The organism is Micromonospora sp. WMMC415, assembly GCF_009707425.1.
In the GTDB taxonomy this organism is placed as follows: domain Bacteria; phylum Actinomycetota; class Actinomycetes; order Mycobacteriales; family Micromonosporaceae; genus Micromonospora.
Map to the genome: position 1 here is coordinate 6259817 of NZ_CP046104.1, position 21271 is coordinate 6281087.

The 21271-nt window shown below is 73.7% G+C and carries 20 protein-coding genes and 2 pseudogenes; 6 read left to right on the plus strand and 16 right to left on the minus strand.

Features of this window, described 5'->3' with window-relative positions; genetic code table 11:
- Positions 1-100 precede the first annotated feature (100 nt).
- The 5 genes from GKC29_RS29320 to GKC29_RS29340 all read right to left on the minus strand — a co-directional run bounded on the left by GKC29_RS29320 (position 101) and on the right by GKC29_RS29340 (position 5498).
- Positions 101-958 carry a CHRD domain-containing protein gene (locus tag GKC29_RS29320; RefSeq protein ID WP_155333892.1) on the minus strand — a complete coding sequence of 286 codons (858 nt, stop codon included), beginning with the start codon at positions 956-958 and terminating at the stop codon, positions 101-103.
- Positions 959-1253: 295 nt separating this feature from the next.
- Positions 1254-2126 carry an SRPBCC domain-containing protein gene (locus GKC29_RS29325; protein WP_155333893.1) on the minus strand — a complete coding sequence of 291 codons (873 nt, stop codon included), beginning with the start codon at positions 2124-2126 and terminating at the stop codon, positions 1254-1256.
- Entirely contained in the window at positions 2119-2676 is a 558-nt protein-coding gene (locus GKC29_RS29330; protein WP_155333894.1) for a helix-turn-helix domain-containing protein, read from the minus strand. The genes GKC29_RS29325 and GKC29_RS29330 overlap by 8 nt, the downstream gene beginning before the upstream one ends.
- 99 nt (positions 2677-2775) lie before the next feature.
- A complete protein-coding gene (locus GKC29_RS29335) occupies positions 2776-4119 on the minus strand; it encodes a class I SAM-dependent methyltransferase (RefSeq protein WP_155333895.1) in 1344 nt (447 codons plus the stop codon).
- On the minus strand, positions 4116-5498 hold the full coding sequence (locus tag GKC29_RS29340; protein WP_155333896.1) for an FAD-binding oxidoreductase: 1383 nt from the start codon (positions 5496-5498) through the stop codon (positions 4116-4118). Before GKC29_RS29340 ends, GKC29_RS29335 begins: the two co-directional genes overlap by 4 nt.
- Before the next feature lie 120 nt (positions 5499-5618).
- Between GKC29_RS29340 and GKC29_RS29345 the strand changes: the two genes are divergently transcribed.
- On the plus strand, positions 5619-5903 hold the full coding sequence (locus GKC29_RS29345; RefSeq protein WP_155333897.1) for a DUF427 domain-containing protein: 285 nt from the start codon (positions 5619-5621) through the stop codon (positions 5901-5903).
- Positions 5904-5950: 47 nt separating this feature from the next.
- Positions 5951-6670 (plus strand): RICIN domain-containing protein, encoded by a 720-nt coding sequence (locus GKC29_RS29350; protein WP_155333898.1) that lies wholly within the window; start codon positions 5951-5953, stop codon positions 6668-6670.
- Between the two features lie 16 nt (positions 6671-6686).
- Here the strand turns inward: GKC29_RS29350 and GKC29_RS29355 are convergent, their stop codons facing one another.
- Positions 6687-7964 carry an MFS transporter gene (locus GKC29_RS29355; protein ID WP_230689131.1) on the minus strand — a complete coding sequence of 426 codons (1278 nt, stop codon included), beginning with the start codon at positions 7962-7964 and terminating at the stop codon, positions 6687-6689.
- Positions 7965-8089: 125 nt separating this feature from the next.
- On the opposite strand from GKC29_RS29355, the pseudogene GKC29_RS29360 reads away from it, so the two are divergent.
- A pseudogene (locus tag GKC29_RS29360) lies at positions 8090-9105 on the plus strand (GlxA family transcriptional regulator).
- A 28-nt stretch (positions 9106-9133) separates the two neighbouring features.
- On the opposite strand, the gene GKC29_RS29365 reads toward GKC29_RS29360, so the two are convergent.
- The 5 genes from GKC29_RS29365 to GKC29_RS29385 form a co-directional block, all read right to left on the minus strand.
- Positions 9134-9691 (minus strand): hypothetical protein, encoded by a 558-nt coding sequence (locus GKC29_RS29365; RefSeq protein ID WP_155333900.1) that lies wholly within the window; start codon positions 9689-9691, stop codon positions 9134-9136.
- Positions 9692-9721: 30 nt separating this feature from the next.
- Positions 9722-10189 (minus strand): hypothetical protein, encoded by a 468-nt coding sequence (locus tag GKC29_RS29370; protein WP_155333901.1) that lies wholly within the window; start codon positions 10187-10189, stop codon positions 9722-9724.
- A 102-nt stretch (positions 10190-10291) separates the two neighbouring features.
- Positions 10292-12244 (minus strand): VWA domain-containing protein, encoded by a 1953-nt coding sequence (locus tag GKC29_RS29375; protein ID WP_155333902.1) that lies wholly within the window; start codon positions 12242-12244, stop codon positions 10292-10294.
- 2 nt (positions 12245-12246) lie between these two features.
- On the minus strand, positions 12247-13752 hold the full coding sequence (locus GKC29_RS29380; protein ID WP_155333903.1) for a magnesium chelatase: 1506 nt from the start codon (positions 13750-13752) through the stop codon (positions 12247-12249).
- A 54-nt stretch (positions 13753-13806) separates the two neighbouring features.
- Positions 13807-14400 carry a TetR/AcrR family transcriptional regulator gene (locus GKC29_RS29385; RefSeq protein ID WP_155333904.1) on the minus strand — a complete coding sequence of 198 codons (594 nt, stop codon included), beginning with the start codon at positions 14398-14400 and terminating at the stop codon, positions 13807-13809.
- A gap of 76 nt (positions 14401-14476) precedes the next feature.
- On the opposite strand from GKC29_RS29385, the gene GKC29_RS29390 reads away from it, so the two are divergent.
- Complete coding sequence (locus tag GKC29_RS29390) at positions 14477-14941, plus strand: GNAT family N-acetyltransferase (RefSeq protein WP_155333905.1); 465 nt, start codon at positions 14477-14479, stop codon at positions 14939-14941.
- 62 nt (positions 14942-15003) lie between these two features.
- Here the strand turns inward: GKC29_RS29390 and GKC29_RS29395 are convergent, their stop codons facing one another.
- From GKC29_RS29395 to GKC29_RS29405, 3 genes are all read right to left on the minus strand, one after another.
- Positions 15004-16077 carry a hypothetical protein gene (locus GKC29_RS29395; RefSeq protein WP_155333906.1) on the minus strand — a complete coding sequence of 358 codons (1074 nt, stop codon included), beginning with the start codon at positions 16075-16077 and terminating at the stop codon, positions 15004-15006.
- A gap of 76 nt (positions 16078-16153) precedes the next feature.
- Positions 16154-16807 carry a response regulator transcription factor gene (locus GKC29_RS29400; RefSeq protein ID WP_196255772.1) on the minus strand — a complete coding sequence of 218 codons (654 nt, stop codon included), beginning with the start codon at positions 16805-16807 and terminating at the stop codon, positions 16154-16156.
- The gene (locus GKC29_RS29405) at positions 16804-18048 is read right to left on the minus strand and encodes a sensor histidine kinase (RefSeq protein ID WP_155333907.1); all 1245 of its coding nucleotides are present in this window, start codon (positions 18046-18048) and stop codon (positions 16804-16806) included. Before GKC29_RS29405 ends, GKC29_RS29400 begins: the two co-directional genes overlap by 4 nt.
- A gap of 101 nt (positions 18049-18149) precedes the next feature.
- On the opposite strand from GKC29_RS29405, the gene mgrA reads away from it, so the two are divergent.
- Positions 18150-19145 carry an L-glyceraldehyde 3-phosphate reductase gene (gene mgrA / locus GKC29_RS29410; protein WP_155333908.1) on the plus strand — a complete coding sequence of 332 codons (996 nt, stop codon included), beginning with the start codon at positions 18150-18152 and terminating at the stop codon, positions 19143-19145.
- A gap of 9 nt (positions 19146-19154) precedes the next feature.
- Here mgrA and GKC29_RS29415 read toward each other — a convergent pair whose 3' ends face one another.
- Together GKC29_RS29415 and GKC29_RS29420 are read right to left on the minus strand one after the other, a co-directional pair.
- Positions 19155-20111, minus strand: a complete 957-nt coding sequence (locus GKC29_RS29415; protein WP_155333909.1) for a lytic polysaccharide monooxygenase — start codon at positions 20109-20111, stop codon at positions 19155-19157.
- Between the two features lie 94 nt (positions 20112-20205).
- A complete protein-coding gene (locus tag GKC29_RS29420) occupies positions 20206-20970 on the minus strand; it encodes an SDR family oxidoreductase (RefSeq protein WP_155333910.1) in 765 nt (254 codons plus the stop codon).
- Between the two features lie 98 nt (positions 20971-21068).
- On the opposite strand from GKC29_RS29420, the pseudogene GKC29_RS30250 reads away from it, so the two are divergent.
- A pseudogene (locus GKC29_RS30250) lies at positions 21069-21271 on the plus strand (helix-turn-helix domain-containing protein); the annotation flags it as partial.

Sequence of the window (21271 nt, forward strand, 5' to 3'; positions counted from 1 at the left end):
CCACCCCGAAGGGGCATCCCACCAGGGGCTGCCCCTTCGGGTCCGGTCCGCACGCAGGTCGGCGATGCCGCACGGCATCAGCCGGCACGACGGGAAGCTCTCAGCCTTCGCGGTGCTCCGAGCCCCAGTCCTTCTCGTCCGAGTGCTCGTCCTTGCCGTGCTCACCGTCGCGGTCCGACTTCTCGTCGTCCTTGCCGCTCCAGTCGGACTTCTCGTCGTCCTTGCTGCTCCAGTCCCAGTCCGGCTTCTCGTCGTCCTTGCTCCAGTCCCAGTCCGGCTTCTCGTCGTCCTTGCTGCTCCAGTCCGGCTTCTCGTCGTCCTTCTTGCGGTCGTCCTTCTTGCGGTCTTCCTTCTTGATCTGGCCCCGGATCTCACCGTTCGGGTACTTGTCGGTGTGCACGTTGACGTACGTGACGCCGGCCTTGATCGCGTCGACCAGCTCGTCGAACTCGCCGGGCTTGATGCCCTGCTCCTGCGGGCCGATGACGTCGGCGGGCTTGATCGTTCCCTCGACCTTGGCGGGAGACGCCGGGCACTCCTTGGTGCCCTTCGGCGCGCCGCCCTTCCCGTCCTTCGACGGGGTGCCGCAGAGGAAGGCGATGATCCCCCCGCTCTGGTGCCGCCCACCGAAGTGGATGTGCGCCGCGTTCACCTTCCCCTCGAGGTCCTCGTAGCTGAGCCGGAACTCGATCTCCTTCTTCCGCTCGTCGACGTGCGCATCGAACCGGCCGTTGCCCGGTGTCGAGATCGTGAGCGGGTCCTCCTGGTAACCGTCGAGCTTCGCCCGCACGTCGAACCGCTCGCCCTTGGCGTCATCCCGGTCCCGGGAGTCACTCCAGTCGCGGCGGTCGCCGGCGTCGTCCTTGCCGCCGCCCATGGCCACGCCGCCCGCAGCGGTGGCCGCCACCGCCGCGCCGGCCGCCAGCGCCACTGCCCACAGTCGGGTACGTCCCATCATCACTGCTGCTCCTCACCTAGGTCTTGCCTGGCCAGACTCATCGACGGATAGGTCATCCATTCGTTTGAGGACACAGGCGGAGGCACCGTTCAGTCAGGGGCAGAGTGTGAGGATCTACGCCACTCATCCTGACCAGGCGCCTATAGCGAAATAGTTACACATTCGCCGCGCAAGAGATGAAGAGCTTACTGATTCGGCCTTCGGGTATCTCCCGGACGTACCGCTATTGGGGGACATTTACCACGAAAGGAGCCCGACCGGCGCGGTCGGGCTCCTTTCTTCCTGCCGGGGATGCTCAGCCGGCCGCTGGCGCGGGCTCCATGCCCGGCACCTCGGCGGAGAGCCAGATCGGCCGCCACTCGGCCATCTCGTGGTAGCGGCGCAGCTCGGCGAGCCCCGAGACCGACCCGGCCCAGCCCGAGTACGGCGGGTTCTGCTCGTCGAAGCCACTCTGCACAAAGGTCAGCTTCGTCTTCCCCGCGGACTCGGCCAGCTCCCACGTGGTGACGCCGATGGGACCCCAGTCGACGGACATCCGCCGCCCCGGCTCCACGTCGACCACCGTGGCGGCGTGGCCGGCCTCGAAGCCGCCCATCGCGTACCGGCCGCCGACCCAGGGCTCGATGCCGATCGGGTACCCGAACCAGGCGCTGGCCTGCTCCGAGTCGGTCAGCGACTCCCAGACCTTCGCCATCGGGGCGGCGATGAGCAGCTCGCCGCGCATCTCGGCGGAGGTGAAGTCGACCTTCGGCAGCAGCGGCTGCCCGGCCAGGTGCGCGTCGAGATTGGCCAGCGCCAGGCTCCACCAGGTCTGGAGCACCCCCCGGATGGTGCCGCCGCTGATGGCCTCGGCGAAGGTGACGTGGCTCTGCGCGAGGGTCAGCACGGTGGCGGCCGGACCCTCCGGACGCAGCGAGATCTCGGTGGTGGTCTCCACCCCGTCCAGCAGCCAGGCGAAGCGCAGTGTGTCGTCGTCGACGTGCAGCAGCCGCTGGTGCGGGGCGTCGCCCTCGGGCGTGTGCCGACCCCAGAACTCGTACGTCGTCGGCAGCTCGACACGGGCGTGCTCGGTGAGCCAGACACGCAGCTCGGCCGGGTCGGTGAGGGCGCGGCGGACGACCTCGACCGGAGCGGCGAGGAGGACGGTCAGCTTCATCGGTTCACTCACGGTCTGTTCCCTTCGGATAGACGGCCACGGCGAGCTTGAAGGCGTCACCCTCGGCGCCGCCGTAGCGCGTGAACAGGTCCTGCAGGGTCGCCTGCAGGTCGTGCAGGAACTGCTGGCGTTGCTCCGCGGGCACGCGGATCTCGCCGGAGACCCCGACCGAGGGGAGCTCGGGGGCGGCGCGGTCCAGCGCCGCGATGTCGGCCTGGACCTCCTCCATGAGGTCGAGCAGGTAGCCGAGGCTCAGCTCGTCGCGGGCCCGGCGCAGGCCGATGTGCCCGACGAGCCGGGGCGACAGCCAGTACGACCGGGCGGCGGCCTGGTAGATGCCCTCGCTGATACCCCGCACCTTGCGCTCGCTGACCTGCGTCACCAGGCCGGCGGCCACGAGTTGCTTGACGTGGTAGTAGACGCGCTGCGGCGTCTGGTCGAGCCGCGCGGCCACCTCGGTGCAGGTGCGCGGCTCGGCCAGCTGCCGCAGGATCTCGACGCGCTGCGGCTTGAGCAGGACCTCGGCCTGCTCAAGCTGCTCCAGGTACAGGACATCTCTCATGGCAAAATCAGTTTGTACGTACAAAACTTCTTTGTCAATGGCTACGACGAAGGCCGCGCCGACCCACGGCGCGGCCTTCGTGCCGGTGTCGAACGGCGGTCAGGGCAGCCAGTCAGGGCGCAGGGGGTAGGTCGTCTCGCCGGCCGGGCCGGTGCGGGTCGCGAGCACCTGGTGCAGTTGGATCCCGTTGCGCTCGAACGCCATCCGTGAACCGGCCATGTAGAGGCCCCACACCCGGGCCGTGCCGGCGCCGACCTCCGACACGCAGAAGTCCCAGTTCGCCACGAGGTTGCGACACCACGCGGCGAGGGTCAGGGCGTAGTGCTGCCGCAGGTTCTCCTCGTGGTGCACCTCGAGACCGGCGTCGTGGATCTCCGAGATGATCCGGCCGGGCCCGGCCAGCTCGCCGTCGGGGAACACGTACCGGTCGATGAACGCGCCCGAGCGGTGCGGCGCCCGGTTGTCCGCGCGCGTGATGCAGTGGTTCAGCAGCCGTCCGCCCGGACGCAGCCGGTTCCGCAGGAAACCGAAGTACGCGGGATAGTTGCGCACCCCGATGTGCTCGGTCAGCCCGATCGAGGAGACCGCGTCGAACTGCTCAGGCGGGGCGTCCCGGTAGTCGAGGTGGCGCACCTCGGCGAGACCGGTCAGCCCCTCCCGCTCGATCGCGGCCTGGGCCCACTGCGCCTGCGCCCGCGACAGGGTCACGCCCAGCGCCTGCACGCCGTACTCCCGGGCCGCGTGCCGGACCATGCCGCCCCAGCCGCAGCCCACGTCGAGCAGCCGCATCCCCGCCTTGAGCGCGAGCTTCTGCGCGACCAGGTCGTACTTCGCGGCCTGCGCCGTCTCCAGGCTGTCGTCCGGGGAGCGGAACACCGCGCACGTGTACGTCATCGACTCGCCGAGCACCTTCTCGTAGAAGGCGTTCGACACGTCGTAGTGGTGCGAGATCGCGCTGCTGTCCCGGGTGCGGGAGTGCCGCAGCCCGTTCACCACCCGCTTCCAGCGGGGCAGCGCCTCCTGCGGCGGGGGCGGCGGCGGCAGCAGCCGCTCCCAGCCGAGCGCCCGCGCCAGGGACAGCGCCTCGGCCACGGGTGGGACGCGCAGCCGCACCTCGTCCTTCAGCACCCGCAGCGCCTCGTACGGGTCGCCCGGGTGCACCCCCTCCAGCCCGAGGTCGCCGCTCACGTAGGCCCGGGCCATGCCCAGGTCGCCGGGGGCCGTCAACAGGTACGACAGGCCGCGCTCGGAACGGATGGCGAGGGTGATCCCGGCGTCGGCCGGGCCGAGGGCGCTGCCGTCGTACCCGGTGACCCGGACCGGCAGGGCCCCGGTGGTCAACGCCCGGACGACGTCGGCCACGGTCGGCCGCGGGCGCCGGCCCCCCGCCGGCGGTGTCGCGGGAGCGCTTGCCGCCCCCTGGTCTCGATCGATGAGGCTCATTGTCGTGCTACCGCCTTCTCGTACAGTCCGGTGAGCCGGTGGTCCGGGTCGTAGCGGTCCTTGACCGCACGCCAGGTGTCGCCGCCGTAGAGCCGGTCGAACACCTCCCGGTCGTAGTACGCGTCGGAGTACAGCGACTTGTGCCCGCCGAGCTCCGACACCTCGCGTTCGATCGCCCGGTTCACGTCGCCGTCGGCGGCGCCCGGGAGGATCGGCACGCTCCCCCAGAAACCGATGTTCACGTAGTCCTGCCCCGGCCGAAGCGGATACAGCGGCCAGGCCCGCGCCGACCCCGGGCCGGACGGCTCCCGCAGCCGCAACGGGCAGAGCCAGACCGGGGTCATCCCCACGGCCTTGTCGAACCAGCGCAGGAAGTCGGCCGTGCCGTCCAACGGGATCTCCACGTCCTGCACGACCCGCTCCCGCGCCGGTTGGCCGCGCCACCGGTCGATGCGCGCGGCCACCTGGTGCCGGTGTTCCAGCCGGACCAGCCGGTGGTACACGTCGCTGCGCCGCCAGCGCGCCGGCCAGACCCGCCGTACCACGGGGTGCTGCACCCCGAACGCCGCCGAGCACCAGAACCAGTCGGTGTCCCAGCGCCACAGGTAGTGGTACGCGGTCAGCGCGTCGCGGGTCCGCCGGCGCACCGACCGGTAGTAGATGTCCTGGCCCGTGTAGTCGCTGACCGGCCCGGCCTCGTCGGTGAACGTGGCGAGCACCAGGTACGCCTCGCCGGGGCTGAACATCACCCCGTCCATCGCGTCCACCGTCTCGCCGGCCCACGACCGGGTGGCGCTCACCTCCCCGATCGCGTCGGTCAGCTCCTCCAGCCGCGTGAACCGGACGTTGCGCAGGGCCACGCGCCGGCCGACCGGTTGCAGCTCGATACGCAGCCGGGTCGCGTACCCGAGGCTGCCCAGCGAGTTGGGGAACGCGGTGAACAGGTCGGCGTGCTCCCCCTCCGGGCGGGCGGTGACGATCTCGCCCGCCCCGGTGAGCACGTCCAGCTCGATCACCGACTCGTGCGGCAGGCCGTTGCGGAACGAGGTCGACTCGATGCCGAGGCCGGTCACCGCCCCGCCCAGCGTGATCGTGCGCAGCTGCGGCACCACCAGCGGCATCAGGCCGTGCGGCAGGGTGGCGTCGACGAGGTCCTCGTACGTGCACATGCCCTGTACGTCGGCGGTGCGGGCCGCCGGGTCGACGCGCAGGACCCCGCCGAGGCCGCTCACGTCCAGGCCGGGTGCCCGGGGGGCGTTGCGGGGGCGGAACAGGTTGGAGGTGCGTTTGGCGAGGCGGACCGGCTGGTCGGGCGGCACCGCCGCGTACGACCGCCGGAGCCGGGCCACCGCCTGGTCATGATCACGCACGGCGTACATGAGATCACCTTACGCTGTCGACGCCCGGTCAGGTGGGATGTCCACCGTGGCCACTTCGCATCGAGCGCTTCCGCACGGTTCCGGTGGCCGTCCGCACCGGACACGGCCTAGCGTGGGGACATGCCGAAGGCCATGTGGAACGACATCGTCGTCGCCGAGAGCGACGACACCGTGCTGGTCGAGGGGAACCACTACTTCCCGCGCTCGGCGCTGCGGGACGACCTGGTCCGCGAGTCCGACACCCACACCGTGTGCCCGTGGAAGGGCACCGCCTCCTACTACACCCTCGACCACGGGGGAAGGACCAGCCCGGACGCGGTCTGGTACTACCCCGACCCGAAGCCGGAGGCGGAGATGGTCCGCGACCGGGTGGCGTTCTGGAAGGACGTCCGGGTCGTCGACTGAGCCGGGCCGGCTGGCAGTGGACCGGCCGGGTGGGTCAGGATGCCGGTATGTCGGTCCCCGCTGAACGTCCCGACCCATCCGGCACGGTCTACGGCCGCCGCGCCCCCCGCCGCGGGCTGCCCCGCGATCCGCTGCTGCGGGTCGCGGTCGTCGTCGGCGTGGTCGGCGTCCTGCTGGGGGCGTTCTTCGCCACCGGTGTCCTGGGCGGCGGTGCCGACGCGCCGGTGGTGCCGGCGGCGGCCGGCACGCCCTCGACGGCCGAGGCCACCGCGCCGGCCAGCGAGCCCGCCCCGACCACACCGGCCGCGCCGCCGCCCACTCCCAGCGCCACCCCGAGTGTCGCGCCGGTCCCGCTCACCGGGCCGAAGGTGTTCCGTGGCGTCGCCGCGAACCGTTGCCTCGGGCTCGACGGCGGCGGCGAGAAGGCGGTCGCCCAGCTCGCCGACTGCACCGGCGGCCCCGAGCAGCGGTGGGTCGCCAATCCGGTCGGAGCGGACCTGGTGACGCTGACCAACGCGGCGACCGGGATGTGCCTCGACGTGGAGGGCGCCAGCGGCGACGACGGCGCGAAGCTCCAGCAGTACGGCTGCCACGGCCAGGCCAACCAGCAGTGGCGGTTGGTGCCCGTCGGCGGCGGGCGGGTGCTGCTCGCGGCGCTGCACAGCGGTCGCTGCGCCCAGGCCGACGACGCGGGCACCGACGCCGGCACCGACATCGAGCAGGTGACCTGCACGAGCGCACCCGAGCAGCAGTGGCGGCTCGGGTGATCCCGGGCGCGGTGCCCTAGCCCCGGTAGCTCCAGGCCCGTGGCGCCGCCGTGACGGCCGGCACCGGCGGCGCCACCCGCCAGCGGCGCAGCAGCAGTGACAGCACCGCCGCGCCGATCGACAACGCCCCGGCGACGTACCAGGCCAGGGCGTAGCTCCCGAGCTGGTCGCGGACCAGGCCCGCCCCGGTGGCGGCGATCGCCGCACCGACCTGGTGCGCGGCGAACACCCAGCCGAAGACCACCGCGCCGGAGTCGCCGAAGTACTCCCGGCACAGCGCCACCGTGGGCGGGACCGTGGCGACCCAGTCCAGCCCGTAGAAGATGACGAACACCAGCATGCTCGGTTCGGCGGTGGCGGCGAAGAGCCCCGGCAGCACCAGCAGCGAGCCGCCGCGCAGCGCGTAGTAGACGCCGAGCAGCACCCGGCCGTCGACCCGGTCGGTCAGCCAGCCCGAGGCGATCGTGCCGGCGATGTCGAAGAGGCCGACCAGGGCAAGCAGCCCGGCGGCCGTGGTCTGCGGCATGCCGTGGTCGTGCGCCGCCGGCACGAAGTGCGTGCCGACCAGCCCGTTGGTGGTCGCGCCGCAGATCGCGAACCCGCCGGCGAGCAGCCAGAACGGCCGGGTCCGCGCCGCCTGGGCGAGCACCGAGACCGCGCGCGCCGCCGCCCCGCCGGCCGGCGGCGACGGGGGTACGACCTCGGCCGCGCCGTACGCGGGCAGCCCGACGTCCGCCGGGTGCTCGCGCAGCAGCCACACCACCAGGGGTACGACCGCCAGCGCCGCCGCGGCCACGACGAGTGCCGCCACCCGCCAGCCGTGTTCGGCGACTAGCACCGCCATCAGGGGCAGGAAGACCAGCTGACCGGCGGCCCCACCGGCGGTGAGCACACCGGTGACCAGCCCACGGCGGTGGACGAACCAGCGGCCGGTGACGGTCGCCACGAACGCCAGCGCCATCGAGCCGGTGCCCAGCCCGACCAGTACGCCCCAGCAGAGGACGAGCTGCCAACTCGCGGTCATGAACACTGTCAGCCCGCTGCCGGCGGCCACCAGCAGCAGCGCCACGGCCACCACCCGCCGGATACCGAACCGGTCCATCAGCGCGGCGGCGAACGGCGCGGTGAGCCCGTAGAGGAGCAGGTTGACCGAGACAGCCGCCGAGATCGTGGCCAGTGGCCAGCGGAACTCGGCGTGCAGCGGGTGCAGCAGCACCGACGGGGTGGCGCGGAACCCGGCGGCGCCGACCAGCGCGACGAAGGCGACGGCGGCGACCGTCCAGGCGGGGTGCAGGCGGCGGGTACGGCCCGGGCGGCCGGGTCGCGTGCGGCCCGGCGCGGCCGGGCCCGTGGTCGTACGGGTCACGGTGTCGAGTCTCGGCGGTGAGTGGATCGCCGACGAGTGGCCGGAAAGCCATCATGCGCAATAATCGGGCCATGGTCGCCGCCCCGCACCGGATCGCCGTCCTCGCTCTCGACGACGTCGTGGGCCTCGACCTCGGCACGCCGGCCCAGGTCTTCGGCACCGCCCGAACCCCCGCCGGCGTCCGGCTCTACACCATCGAGGTCTGCACGCCGGGCGGGCGGCCGGTCCGCAGCACCGCCGGCTACCAGGTGCTCCCCGACCACGGTCTGGAGCTGCTGAGACCGCCGACACGGTGATCGTCCCGGGCGTGCACGGTGACGCCCTCACGCCGGACCGGCTCCTCGCTGCCGGGGTGGCCGACGCGCTGCGCGCCGCGTACGACCGGGGCGCTCGGATCATGTCGATCTGCACCGGCGCGTTCGCCCTGGCCGCCGCCGGGCTGCTGGACGGCCGCCGCGCCACCACCCACTGGGCGTACGCGGACCGCTTCCGGGCCCGGTACCCCGACGTGGATCTCGACCCGGACGTCCTCTTCGTCGCCGACGACCGGGTCCTCACCTCGGCCGGGGTGGCCGCCGGGATCGACCTGTGCCTGCACGTCGTCCGCACCGACCACGGCAGCGAGGTGGCCAACCGGGCGGCCCGCCGCTGCGTGGTGCCGCCCTGGCGCGACGGCGGTCAGGCCCAGTTCATCGAGCGCCCGGTGCCGAGGGTGGCCGACGCGAGCACCGCCGGGGCCCGGGAGTGGGCCCGGCAGCGGCTGCACGAGCCGGTCAGCCTGCGCGACCTGGCCGACCAGGCGCGGATGAGCGTCCGGACCTTCACCCGGCGGTTCCGGTCGGAGACCGGGCTGAGCCCGGCGCAGTGGCTGCTCCAGCAGCGCACCGACCACGCCCGGCTGCTGCTGGAGACGACCGACCTGTCGGTGGACCAGGTCGCCCGCCGTAGCGGCTTCACCACGGCAGCGTCCCTCCGCCAACACCTCCACCACCGCGTCGGCGTCTCCCCGTCGACGTACCGCCGCGCCTTCCGCGGAAGCCCGGAGTCGACCGGGTCGGCACGCCACTGACGCCGCCCGGGTCAGGACCGGGTACGCCTCACCGCCTTCGGCGCCGGCCGCCCCACCTGCGCACCCGCCGAGCGGACCTGGGGCGGCGACGGCCGGCGGGTGCGGAGACGGCTCCCTCCTCACCCGGGTTGGTCCACCACGCGAGGACGATCCCGGCCAGGACGAGGACGAAGACCCCGGTGATCAGCGAGGGCTGCCACTCGTCTCCCGGCGGCCAGGCCTCCGCCGAGCCCGGCTCGGCGACCCGGACGTCAAGTGTGACCGGCTCACCGGCGGCTAGCGGGTCGTCGCCGAAGGAGAAGCCGTAGCGGACGTCGGTGATCCGCACCGCGTCGTCGGCGGAGACGAACGTGCCGTGGCACCACCACGGGTCGCCCTTGGCCCACTCGTCGAGGGCACACCGGGTCAGCGTCAGCGTCCCGCCGATCCCCGACTTCTCGGCTCGGAGGTTGTCGGTCCCGTCCCGCAACGGGAACGACGCGCACAGGAGAAAGAAGGCGACGGCCGCGAGCCCGATCAGATTGAGCCAGCCTAGGTCCCACACATGGTCGACCCGCCGCACGAGCGCCCGCCGCACGCTTGACATGCCGACGACGGTAGATCGCCCACGCCAGCATCAGGTCACGGTGCGCAGCATCCGCAGCTGGGCGAGGTGTTTCGGCAGGTGGACGCGGGTGTGCAGGTCGAGCACCCGGGCCCAGGGCAGGGGCTCGTCCACGATCAGGTCGAAGCCCTCGCGCAGGTGCGTCTCGACGGGGGTGTCGGCCGCCGGGCCGAGCCGGTCGACCAGGGCCACCAGCTTCTGGCTGGTGGCGCGCAGCAGGGTCGCCAGGCCGGCCAGGCCGCCGCATCCAGCGGCCAGGGCGTCGAGGTCCGGCCGGTGCACCCCCGCCAGGTCGTAGTACGCGTACGGCGTGCCGGCGAGCACCGCCTCGGTCGCCTCACTCATCAGCTCGTCGTTGGCCGCGAGGTGCGCCACGATCTGCTCGGCGCTGAGCTGCCCCTCCGGCGGCCCCCCGAACTCGCCGACGTCGACCTCGGCGAGCACCTCCTCGTAAGCCCGCCGTAGCGCGGTGCTGTCCATGCGGTCAGTCAACCCCGCCCCGCCCCGCCGATCATGGAGTTGTGGTGCCCGGTTCACCCGGATGGGCGGCTGTGATCCACCACCATCCCATGATCGACGCGCTCAGCGGCGGCCGTGGCGGGCGCGGAGGTAGTCGGACACCACGTACTCGCCCAGGTCCTCCGGGTCGGGGGTGAACAGGCGGCCCTTCGAGCGGCGGGCCACGGCGGCCATGAAGCGGCGCAGGCCCGGGTCGTCCCCGAGCAGGAACAGGTTGAGCGTCGCGCCGTACCGGCTCAGCCGGTCCACCTCCCGGATCGTCGCCTCGACCGTCTCCGGCAGCGGCGGCCAGTGGAACAGCGCCTCCCCGTCGTCCGGGTCGAGATGGGCGGTCGGCTCCCCGTCGGTCACCACCAGGACCACCGGCTCCGCGTCCGGGTGCCGGCGCAGGTGCCGGCCGGCCAGCCGCAGCGCGTGCTGGAGGTTGGTGCCCTGCTGCAGGTCCGGTTCGACCGCCGCCAGCTCCTGCTGGGTCAGCGGCAGCGCCTCCCGGCCGAAGCCGACGATCTGGAGCGCGTCCTGCGGGAAGCGGGTGGCCATCAGGTGCGCCAGCGCCAGCGCCGTCTGCTTCATCGGGCCCCACCGGCCCTGCGAGATCATCGAGTACGACAGGTCGACGCAGAGCACCACCGCCGCCGACGCCCGCCGCTCGGTCTCCACCACCTCGAAGTCCTCGACGGCGAGCTGCACCGGCACCCCGGTGCCGGAACGCCGGACGGCCCGGGTCAGGGTACGCACGACGTCCAGCGGCTGCTCGTCGCCGTACTCCCAGGGCCGGGACCCGCCGCTAACCTCGCCGGCGGCGCCGGCCGAGCGCAGGTCGTGCTGACCGCGCGGCCCGGCGGTCAGGTCGGCGAAGACCCGCCGCAACGCGGTCCCACCGAGCCGGCGCAGCGCCTTCGGGCTGAGGGTCAACCCCTCCGCGTCCCGGTTCACCCAGCCCTGCCGGCGCAGCTCCCGCTCCAGCTCCCGCAGCCGGCGTACGTCGTCGGCGGCGTCCCGCCCGAGCGTCCGGGCCACCGCGTCGACGTCGACGTCGTCCAGGGTGGCGCCCGGGTGCTCCTGCTCGAGGGCGTCGAGCAGGTCGTCCAGCTCGCCGATCTCGTCGAGCGCGCCGGCCGCGTCCGCGTACCCGAGGGGTTGCTCGCCCCGGACCCGCTCCCCGCGACCCCAGCGCAGGTCGGGCCGGAGCGCCCGCAGGTTCGCGTCGAGCGAGGCCAGCTCGCCGGCCAGCCGGTCGCCCAGCGACTGGCGCATCAGCCCGGCCAGCTCCTCGCGCTGCCGGTCGGAGAGCGAGTTCATCAGCCGCTGCCCGGCCGCCGCCCGGCGGGCCAGGACGTCGACCAGCTCGTCGGTGTCGCGCGGCTGCTCGGGGAAGAACTCGCCGTGCCGGCGCATGAACTCGGCGAACGCGTCGGTGGTGTCCTCGGCCCGGGCGTGCCGGGCCAGCAGCTCGTTCAGGTCGCGCATCAGCTCGGCCAGCCGCTGCTGCGCGGCCGGGTCCGCCGACGCCCGGACGGCGTCGCGCAGCCCGGCGAAGCGTTGCCCGAGCACGTCGTCGCGCAGCCCGTCGAGGATGCGCTGGTACGTCGCCCGGGCCTCCGCGCTGGCCCACTCGTAGCCGGCCAGCTCCTCCACCGCCCGGGCCGTCGAGCGGGGCAGGTTGTCCAGCACCGCCTCGGCGAACCGCGCGCCCTCGTCGTCGCGACCACGGAGCTCGTCCCGCTCGGCGGCGAGCGCCTGGTCGAGCAGCGCCCGCGCGCGGGTCACCGCGCCGTCCAGGTCGCCCCGGCGCAGCGCCTCCCGCCGCAGCCGGCGCGCCCGCGCGGCCAGGTCGTCGAGGCCGCCCCGTCCCTGCGGACCGCGTCGCAGCAGGTTACGCAGCGCCTCCCGGAGGCTGCCGCCGGCGAGCACCTCGGCGCCGACGTCGTCGACGGCCGCCCGCACGTCGTACGGGGGCGCGAGCGGGTCGGGGCCGCCGCGCCACTGCCCGTACCGGAACCGGTCGCCGGCCATGGTCAGTCCCGGCCGCCGTAGCGGGTCCGGCCGGAGTCGGTGACGTCCTTGCCGAGCCGGCGGGTCAGGTGCAGCCCTTCGAGCACGAACTCGACGCCGGCGGCGGCCTGCTCGGGGCTGGGCGCGTCGCCGAGACCGAGCCGGTCGAGCACCTTGGCCAGGCCGGGGACCGTGCCGACCTGCCGGAGCAGCTCCGCCGAGCTGACCAGTTCACCGGTCTCGATCACCCGGTCGTCGTCGACGAGGGCGGTGAAGCCGGAGAGGTCCAGCCCGGCCAGCCGGGCCCGGAACGTCTCCACGGTGGCGGTCCGCAGCAGGTGCCCGAGGATCTCGATCTCGCGCCCCTCCTCACCGCTCTCGAACTCGACCTTCCCCCGCAGCGTGCTCGTCACCGAAACCGCATCCCCCACCCGCGCCACCGGTGTAAGGAAGGGACCCTTGTTATCGCCTCCGGTTGTATAAGGGTCCCTTCCTAACGCCTCGGCGGGTTGCGTGCCGGCGGCGAGCAGGCCGGCACGGCGCAGCGCCGCGGCGGCGACCGTCTCAGCGGCGGCGATGGCGAACCGCGCGGACACCCCGGAGCGCGGGTCCACCGAGGGCGACTCGCGGACCGCGCGGGCGAACCGGGCCAGCACCTCCAGGACGTGCTCGGGCACCTCGGCGACCAGATCCGCCTCCTGGCGGATCAGGTCCAGCTCCAGGTCCAGGTCCAGCGGGTAGTGGGTACGGATCTCGGCGCCGAACCGGTCCTTGAGCGGGGTGATGATCCGGCCCCGGTTGGTGTAGTCCTCCGGGTTGGCGCTGGCCACGAGGAACAGGTCCAGCGGCAGCCGCAGCTGGTAGCCGCGGACCTGGATGTCCCGCTCCTCCAGCACGTTGAGCAGCGCCACCTGGATCCGCTCGGCCAGGTCGGGCAGCTCGTTGACGGCGAAGACGCCGCGGTTGGTCCGGGGTACGAGTCCGAAGTGGATGGTTTCCGGGTCGCCGAGCGTACGCCCCTGGGCGATCCGGATCGGGTCCACGTCGCCGATCAGGTCGCCCACGCTGGTGTCCGGGGTGGCGAGCTTCTCGCCGTACCGCATCGAACGGTGCAGCCAGCCCACCGGGAGGTCGTCGCCGGCCTCGGCGACGAGTGCCCGGGAGGCCGGGGTGATCGGGTGCAGCGGGTGCTCGTTGAGCACCGAACCGGCGATCACCGGGGTCCATTCGTCGAGGAGCCCGACCAGCGACCGGATCAGCCGGGTCTTGCCCTGGCCGCGCTCGCCGAGCAGCACCATGTCGTGGCCGGCGAGCAGCGCCCGCTCGACCTCGGGCAGCACGGTGTCGTCGTACCCGACGATGCCGGGGAACCGGTCGGCGCCGGAGCGCATCCGGGCCAGGAGGTTGTCTCGGAGTTCCTGCTTGACGGTGCGGTACCGGTGGCCCGCCGCGCGCAGCTCACCGAGCGTGCCGGGCAGGTCGGCGGGCGGGACCGGGGTAACCGGGGAAGGCGCAGTCACCCGACCCAGGCTATCTCGGCACTCCCACCGTGGCGGGCGCGCCGACGAGCTTCAGCCCTCCGTTCACGGAGCGTTCAGCCGGACCGGCGCGAGCGCGGCGTCGATGGCGGAGCGTTGCGCCTCGTCGCGGTAGGTGTCCGGATCGACGGCGGCGAGGGTGTTCAGCCCCTCGACGAGCGCGACCAGGGTCGTGGCGGTCGCCGCGCAGGCCGCCGGCTCCCAGTCGGGGCGGGCGGCGGCGACGAGCCGCCGGATCCGGTCCACGAAGGAGCGGTTGTAGCGCCGGTGCAGCTCGGCGAGGGCCGGGTCGGCCAGCGCGGCGGCCAGGAAGCCGATCCAGACGCGAGCCTCCTCCCGCTTCTCCTCGGTGGTGGAGGCGGCCTGGAGGAGCACCGCCCGCAGCGCGTCGGACGGGTCACCGCCGGCGGACGCGGCGGCGTCGGCGCGCTCGCCGGTCCGCTGGTGCAGCAGTTCGCGGGCGTGCACGAGCAGGGCACGCTTGTCGGCGAAGGTGTGCAGCACCATGCCGGTCGTGCAGCCGGCGCGCTCGGCGACCGCCCGCAGGGTGAGGCCGGCGAGGCCGTGGTCGGCCAGCACCGACCAGGTCGCCGCCGAGAGCCGCTCCCGCTGCCCGGTCAGGTCCCGCCGTCGCGCCACCGCTGCCCCTTTCCGCCGACCGCCCGCGTACCGTAACATGCGTTACGGTAACGCTTGTTACGGAAACGAGGGCAGCATGATTCGCACCATCTCGGTGGACCGGGAGCCGTGGGAGTCGGCCGACGCCACCCGGCTGCGCGCCGCCCAGCGCGCCGAGCTGGACGACCGCTACGGCAACGACGATCACGAGCCGGGCGAGCCGCCGACCGGCGAGACGGTCAGCGTCTTCCTGGTCGCCCGGGACGCCGACGGCACCGCGCTGGGCTGCGGCGGCCTACGGTTCCTCGGCGACCGCGAGGCCGAGGTCAAGCGGATGTACGTCGACCCGTCCGCCCGTGGCACCGGCGTCGCGACGGCCATCCTGCGCGCCCTGGAGGACGCGGCCCGCGCGGCGGGCGTACGCACCCTGCTGCTGGAGACCGGCACCGCCCAGCCGGACGCGATGCGCTTCTACGAGCGCGAGGGCTACCGGCGCATCCCCAACTTCGGCGTCTACCAGGGCGAGCCGCTGTCCGTCTGCTACGCCCGAGACCTTCCCTGACCCTGCCGCCGCACCCCAGCGGTCCGGTCCCACCACGGCGGGACCGGACCGTCCGGGCACAGTCAGCCGCGCCCGCACGCTCGGCACGTCCCCCGCCGCCGCAGGTGGTACGCGTACGTGGCCGCGCCGAGCGCAACGCCCCACAGCGGCCAGAGCAGCATCGGCGCCGACGCCATGCTGAAGCTCCCGCCGAGCCGCCAGAAGTCCGGGGTGCTCAGCAGGCCGAGAGTGGCGGCGGTGACGGCGAGCGCGACGAGGGTCGCCGGGACCACGGCGAGCTTCACCGGCACCGGCCGGCCAGCAAGCCCCGGCAGCCAACGCGGGAACCGCTCCCCCCAGCGCTGCACCAGCCCGAGGGTGAGGATCGCGCCGGCGGTCGCGAACGCGCCCAGCCCGGCACCGGCCCAGACCGCGCCGGTCTCCTTCAGCTCGTCGAGCATGTCCGGCGAGATGCCGAGCGGAACGCCGGCCGCCCAGGCGAACCGGGTCAGCGCGTACCCGAACGGGATGACCGCGGCGGTCCAGGCCGTCCAGCGACCCCAGCGGGTCGCGGCCGCCGTCGTGGCCCAGCCCCGGTCGGTGCCGCCGCGGCCGCACGCCACGCAGGTGCCAGCGGTACGCCGCTGCCAGGCGAGCACCGCCCCGGCGAGCAGCACGCCGCCCGCCAGCGCGGCGATCCGCGCGAAGAGCGCCCAGGTGAAGACCTCGGAGTAGTCCACCGGCGGCCAGCCGAACGGCGCGCCGACGATCAGCATGGGCGCGTAGCCGAGGAGGACCAGCACCCGGGCGTCCGGCACCACGACGGCCAGCACGAAGGCGACCGCCCAGCCGTAGCCGAGCAGAACCGCCCGCAGGAGGCCGGCCGGACGGGCCGCGCCGGTCATGGTGAGCGCGGCCACCGCGGCGGTGAGCAGCAGCACGGCGAACAGCGGCGGCCCGGCCTCGACGGGCACCAGCCGCAGCAGGTTGTTCTCGCTGCCGGCCGGGTCGTTCGCGCCGAACGGGTAGCCGGCGCCGGTGATCGTGGCGAGCAGGGCCAGGACGCCCCAGAGCCCTAGCCACCCGGCAGCGAGCGGGGCGAGCCGGTCGGGCCAGCGGGACGTCCGGGAGTGGGGGCGTGCGGCAGTTGTCGTCATGTCCTCAGCCTCGGCCGGAGCGCCCCGGAAACCCTCCCGGCCGAGGGGGAACCCGCTCCCCCGCCAGGGGGAGCGATCAGCCGGCGGGGGTGACGAACCCCGACTCGTACGCGGCGATCACCGCCTGCGTACGGTCCCGTACGCCGAGCTTGGCCAGCACGTTCCCGACGTGTGTCTTCACCGTCTCCACACCGACCACCAGCCGGTCGGCGATCTCCGGGTTGGACAGTCCGGCGGCCATCAGCCGCAGCACCTCGGCCTCCCGCTCGGTCAGCCGGGCGGCCGCGAGCCGGTCGGCGCCCCGGCTCCCGTACGCGCCGGCGAGCCGGCGGATCGCGGCCGGGAAGAGCAGGGACTCGCCCCGGGCCACCACCCGTACCGCCTCCACCACCTCCGCCGGCCGGGCGCGCTTGAGCAGGAACCCGCTCGCACCGGCGCGCAGCGCGTCGTAGACGTACTCGTCGTTGGCGAACGTGGTGATCACCAGCACCCGGGGCGGGTCGGCGGAGGCGGCGAGCAGCCGCCGGGTGGCCTGGATGCCGTCGATCTCCGGCATCCGTACGTCCATCAGCACCACCTGCGGGCGCAGCCGGGCGACCAGCGACGGCACCGCCGAACCGTCCGCCGCCTCGCCAACCACCCGCAGGTCGGGCTGGGCGTCGAGGATGGCCCGCAGGCCGACGCGGACCAGCTCGTCGTCGTCGACGATCAGCACGCCGATGGGCGTCACCGGGTTCCCTCCAGCGGCAGTCGGGCCCGGATCCGCCACCGGTCGGCGTCCGGCCCGGCCGTCAGCCGGCCACCGAGCAGCAGCACCCGCTCCCGCATTCCGTCCAGCCCCCGGCCGCCCCGGCCGAGCCCGGACCGGCGCACCGGGCCCAGCGCGTTGACCAGCTCCAGCTCCAGGGCGTCCGGCCCGGCGTCGACACGTACGGTCACCGGCCCTCGCCCGTACCGCGCCGCGTTGGTCAGCCCCTCCTGGACGATCCGGTACCCCTCCCGGGAGACCACCGCCGGCAGGTCGACCAGGTCGCCGCTGTGCCGCGCCTCGACCGGCAGCCCGGCCGCGCGGGTCTCTGCGAGGAGCCGGTCCAGGTCGGCGAGCGTACGCTGCGGCGCCGGCACGGCCGTACCGCCGCCGGTCTCCCGTAGCAGCCCCAGCACGTGGTCCAGGTCGTCCATGGCGGTCCGCCCCACCTCCTCGATCACGGTGAGCGCCCGCCGGACGAACTCCGGGTCCCGGTCCAGCACCTGCCGGGCGGCCCCCGCCTGGAGCGTGGTCACGGTCAGCGCGTGTCCCACGGAGTCGTGTAGCTCCCGGGCCAGCCGGTTGCGCTCGGCCAGCCGGGCGGCGCGGGCCTCCAGCGCGGCGACGCGTTCCGACTCGGCCGGCCCCAGCAGCACCGGCGCCATCGACGCGGCGAGGGCCCCGAGCCCGGCCACGGCGTAGCCGAGAGCGACCAGTACGACGACGCCGGCGACGCTGAGCCAACCCGTGTCCCGCCCGTCGAACGGTCCGAACCGGTCGTCGGCGGTCAGTCCGGTGTCGAGGCCGGCCTGGTGTGCGATGAACGCCAGCGCCATCGGCACAGCACTGAACAGGGCCGCCACCACCAGGCCGCCGCTGGCCAGGTGCAGCGCGACCCAGAGCGCGGACCGGAGCCGAGTCTCCCGGTCGGTGCTGTGGCCGGGTGCGGGATCGGGCAGGTCGACGCCGAGCAGGGAGCGGGCCGCGGCGATCTCCAGGGCGCGCGGCCCGTCGAGGAACACCGGCACGGCGGCGATGCCGGCCGCCACGGCCAGGAGCGCCAGCACCAGCGCCCGGGGAACCGCCTGCTGCGTGAGCAACTGCGCGAAGGTCACCGCCAGCAGCGCGTACGGCAGCGCCAGCACCCCACCGAGCAGCAGGAACACGCCACGCCGCCAGGTGCTGGCGGCCAGCAGCGGAGCGAGGACCGCGGGGGGTTTCACCGGCTCATTCTGCCGCCGACCCGCCACGCGGCGACTCCCCCACGTCGGGGAGGTCGGGCCCGGCGCACCCCGTCCCGCCGGCCGGCGGCGCGAGTAGGCTCATGATCGTGACCTACCTCGCCGCCGATGAGCGCTACGACACGATGACCTACCGGCGCAGCGGGCGCAGCGGGCTGCGGCTGCCCGCGATCTCGCTCGGCCTGTGGCACAACTTCGGCCCGGACCGGCCGTACGAGCGGCAGCGGGACATCGTCCGGCGCGCCTTCGACCTCGGCGTCACCCACTTCGACCTGGCGAACAACTACGGCCCGCCGCCCGGCGCGGCCGAGGAGAACTTCGGCCGGATGCTCGCCACCGACCTGAAGCCGTACCGGGACGAGCTGGTCGTCTCCAGCAAGGCGGGGTACCTGATGTGGCCCGGCCCGTACGGCGAGTGGGGCTCCCGCAAGTACCTGATCTCGTCGCTGGACCAGTCGCTGCGCCGGCTCGGCCTCGACTACGTGGACATCTTCTACTCGCACCGGTTCGACCCGGACACCCCGCTGGAGGAGACGATGGGCGCGCTCGACGCCGTCGTGCGCTCCGGCAAGGCGCTCCACGTCGGTGTCTCCAACTACGACTCGGAGCAGACCGAGCGGGCCGCCGCGATCCTGCGCGACCTCGGCACGCCGCTTCTGATCAACCAGCCGTCGTACTCGATGCTCAACCGGTGGACGGAGGCCGACGGCCTGCTCGACACGCTGGAGCGGGTCGGTGCCGGCTGCATCGCCTACAGCCCGCTCGCCCAGGGCCTGCTCACCGACCGCTACCTGGGCGGCATCCCGGAGGACTCCCGGGTCCGCACCAGCATCTTCCTGGACGAGAGCGACGTGAGCGAGAAGCACCTGGTGCAGGTCCGGGCGCTCGGCGCGATCGCCGAGCGGCGCGGCCAGTCCCTCGCGCAGCTCGCCCTCGCCTGGGCCCTGCGGGACCCGCGCATGACCAGCCTCATCATCGGCGCGAGCAGCGTCCCGCAGTTGGAGGCGAACATCGGCGCCCTGGCCAACCTCGACTTCACCGCCGAGGAGCTGGCCGAGATCGAGGGCCACCTCGCCTAGGGCGCCGGCTCACCATTCCCGTCGCCGGCCGGCCCGGTGGTTGCGTACCTCGCACCGCCGGCCGACCGGGACGGCGCCCGCGCGGCGCAGGCGCGCCGCGACCACCACGGCCAGCAGCAGCGTCAGGGCCGCGCCGGCGCCGCCGACCACCGGCCAGCCGGCACGGTCCAGGTCCGTCACCGAGGCCACCGGCACGCCGTCGGTCACGCTCTCCGATGAGGTACGCGCACCCGCGGGCCCTCCGCCTCCGACGGCTACCGGACCCGCCTTCGTGGCGCCCTCCGCCACCGGAACCTCGGCGGCCGGCGACGGCGACCGGCCGGGCCCACCCAGGCCGGCTCGCCCGACGGGCTCCTTGAACACCACGTCGGAGCAGGAGTAGTAGGTGTCCCGCGAGTCGGAGTTCTGCCACACCGTGTAGATCAGGTGCCGCCCGGTCCGCTGCGGCAACCGCCCCGCGAACTGGTACGCCCCGTCCCGCAGTGGCGGGTCGGTCACCCGGACGAACGGCGCCCGCTCCAGGTCCGCCCAGCGCAGCCGCTTCGACGGGTCGTAGTCCGACCGGGTCAGGTAGAGCCGGAAGGTGCCCTCGTGCGGGATGGTCGCCCGGTACCGGAAGGTGAACCGCGCACCGGCGGTCAGCTCCGTCGCCGGCCAGTCGTCCCGGGCCAGGTCCAGTCCCCGGTACGCGGACAGTCCACCGCTGCACAGCTCGCCGTCCGGGATGCGCTCCCGGTCCTTCCCGTCGACCCCGAAGACGCGGATGTTGTCCCACTCCCGCAGCGCCGCGCCGGCGGCGATGGCCGCCTGGCAGGCCGGACTGTCCGCCTGCCCGCCTTCGGGGCCGCAGGCCGCGGCGCGGCTCAGCGGGCTGGTCGGCGCGCCGTGCGCGTGGGCCGGCGTGCCGACGACCGGTACGGCGGCCACCGCGGCCAGCGCCGCGGCGACGACTCGGCGTACGGGCATGGCGTCCACCTCCCGCACACTGGTACGGGCGCGATCGCCGAAGAGTTCGACGGATCAGCGATCGCCGTACTGGTGGCGGCAGGCGTTGCTCCCCCTACTTTCCGTGCGGGTCGGCGGCGTTGAGCGTCGCGACGACCTGGTCGTAGTCGCCGCGCGCCTCGCCGTACCGCAGGAACTTGACGCGCTCGACCTGGATCTCCGTCGCGTCGGGCTGCGTCTCGACCAGCTCGACGACCTCCGCCACGAACTCGTCGAGCGGCATGGCGAAGTCGCTGTGCTCCTGACCGGGCAGCAGCGACGTACGCACGGACGGCGGCTCGAGTTCCACCACCTTGACGGTCGTGTCCGCGAGTTGCAGCCGGATCGACTCGCTGAGCATGTGGATCGCGGCCTTCGAGGCGTTGTAGCTGGGGGTGGCCTTGAGCGGCGCGAACGCGAGGCCCGAGGAGACGGTCATGATCGTGGCGTCCGGCCGCGTCCGCAGGTGCTTGACGAACGCGGCGATGAGGCGGATCGGGCCGAGCACGTTCGTCGTCACCACCTCCTCGGCGGAGGCGAGGAACCCGTCCGGCTCGTGCCAGTCCTCGACGCGCATGATGCCGGCCATCGTGACCAGGACGTTCAGGTCGGGGTGCCGCGCCAGCACCTCCCGGGCGGCGGAGTCGATGCTCGCGGGGTCCGTCGTGTCGATCCGCACGGTGTCGAGACCGGGGTGCTCCGCGACGATCCGCTCCAGCAGGTCGGCCCGCCGGCCCCCGACGATCACGGTGTTCCCCCGGGCCTTCAGCGCGAGGGCGAGGGCGAGACCGATGCCGCTCGTGGAGCCGGGGATGAAGACGGTGTTTCCGGAAATGTTCATGCGTTGAGCCTCGCCGGTCCGCGGGGCAGGGGCAGAGAGCGCTTGTCGGGGGATCCGCAGTCCCTGGTTCGCGCCGGGAACCGGCGGATACTGGAGTCATGGACCGAGCAGCACTGGCGTCCTTCCTGCGTCGTCGGCGGAGGCGTTGCGGCCGGAGGACGTCGGGCTGCCGGTGGGCGCCCGCCGCCGGGCGGCAGGGCTCCGGCGGGAGGAGGTCGCCGCGCTCGCCGCGATGTCGACCGACTACTACACCGGTTGGAACAGGAGCGTGGCCGCAGCCGAGCGAGCAGATGCTCGCGTT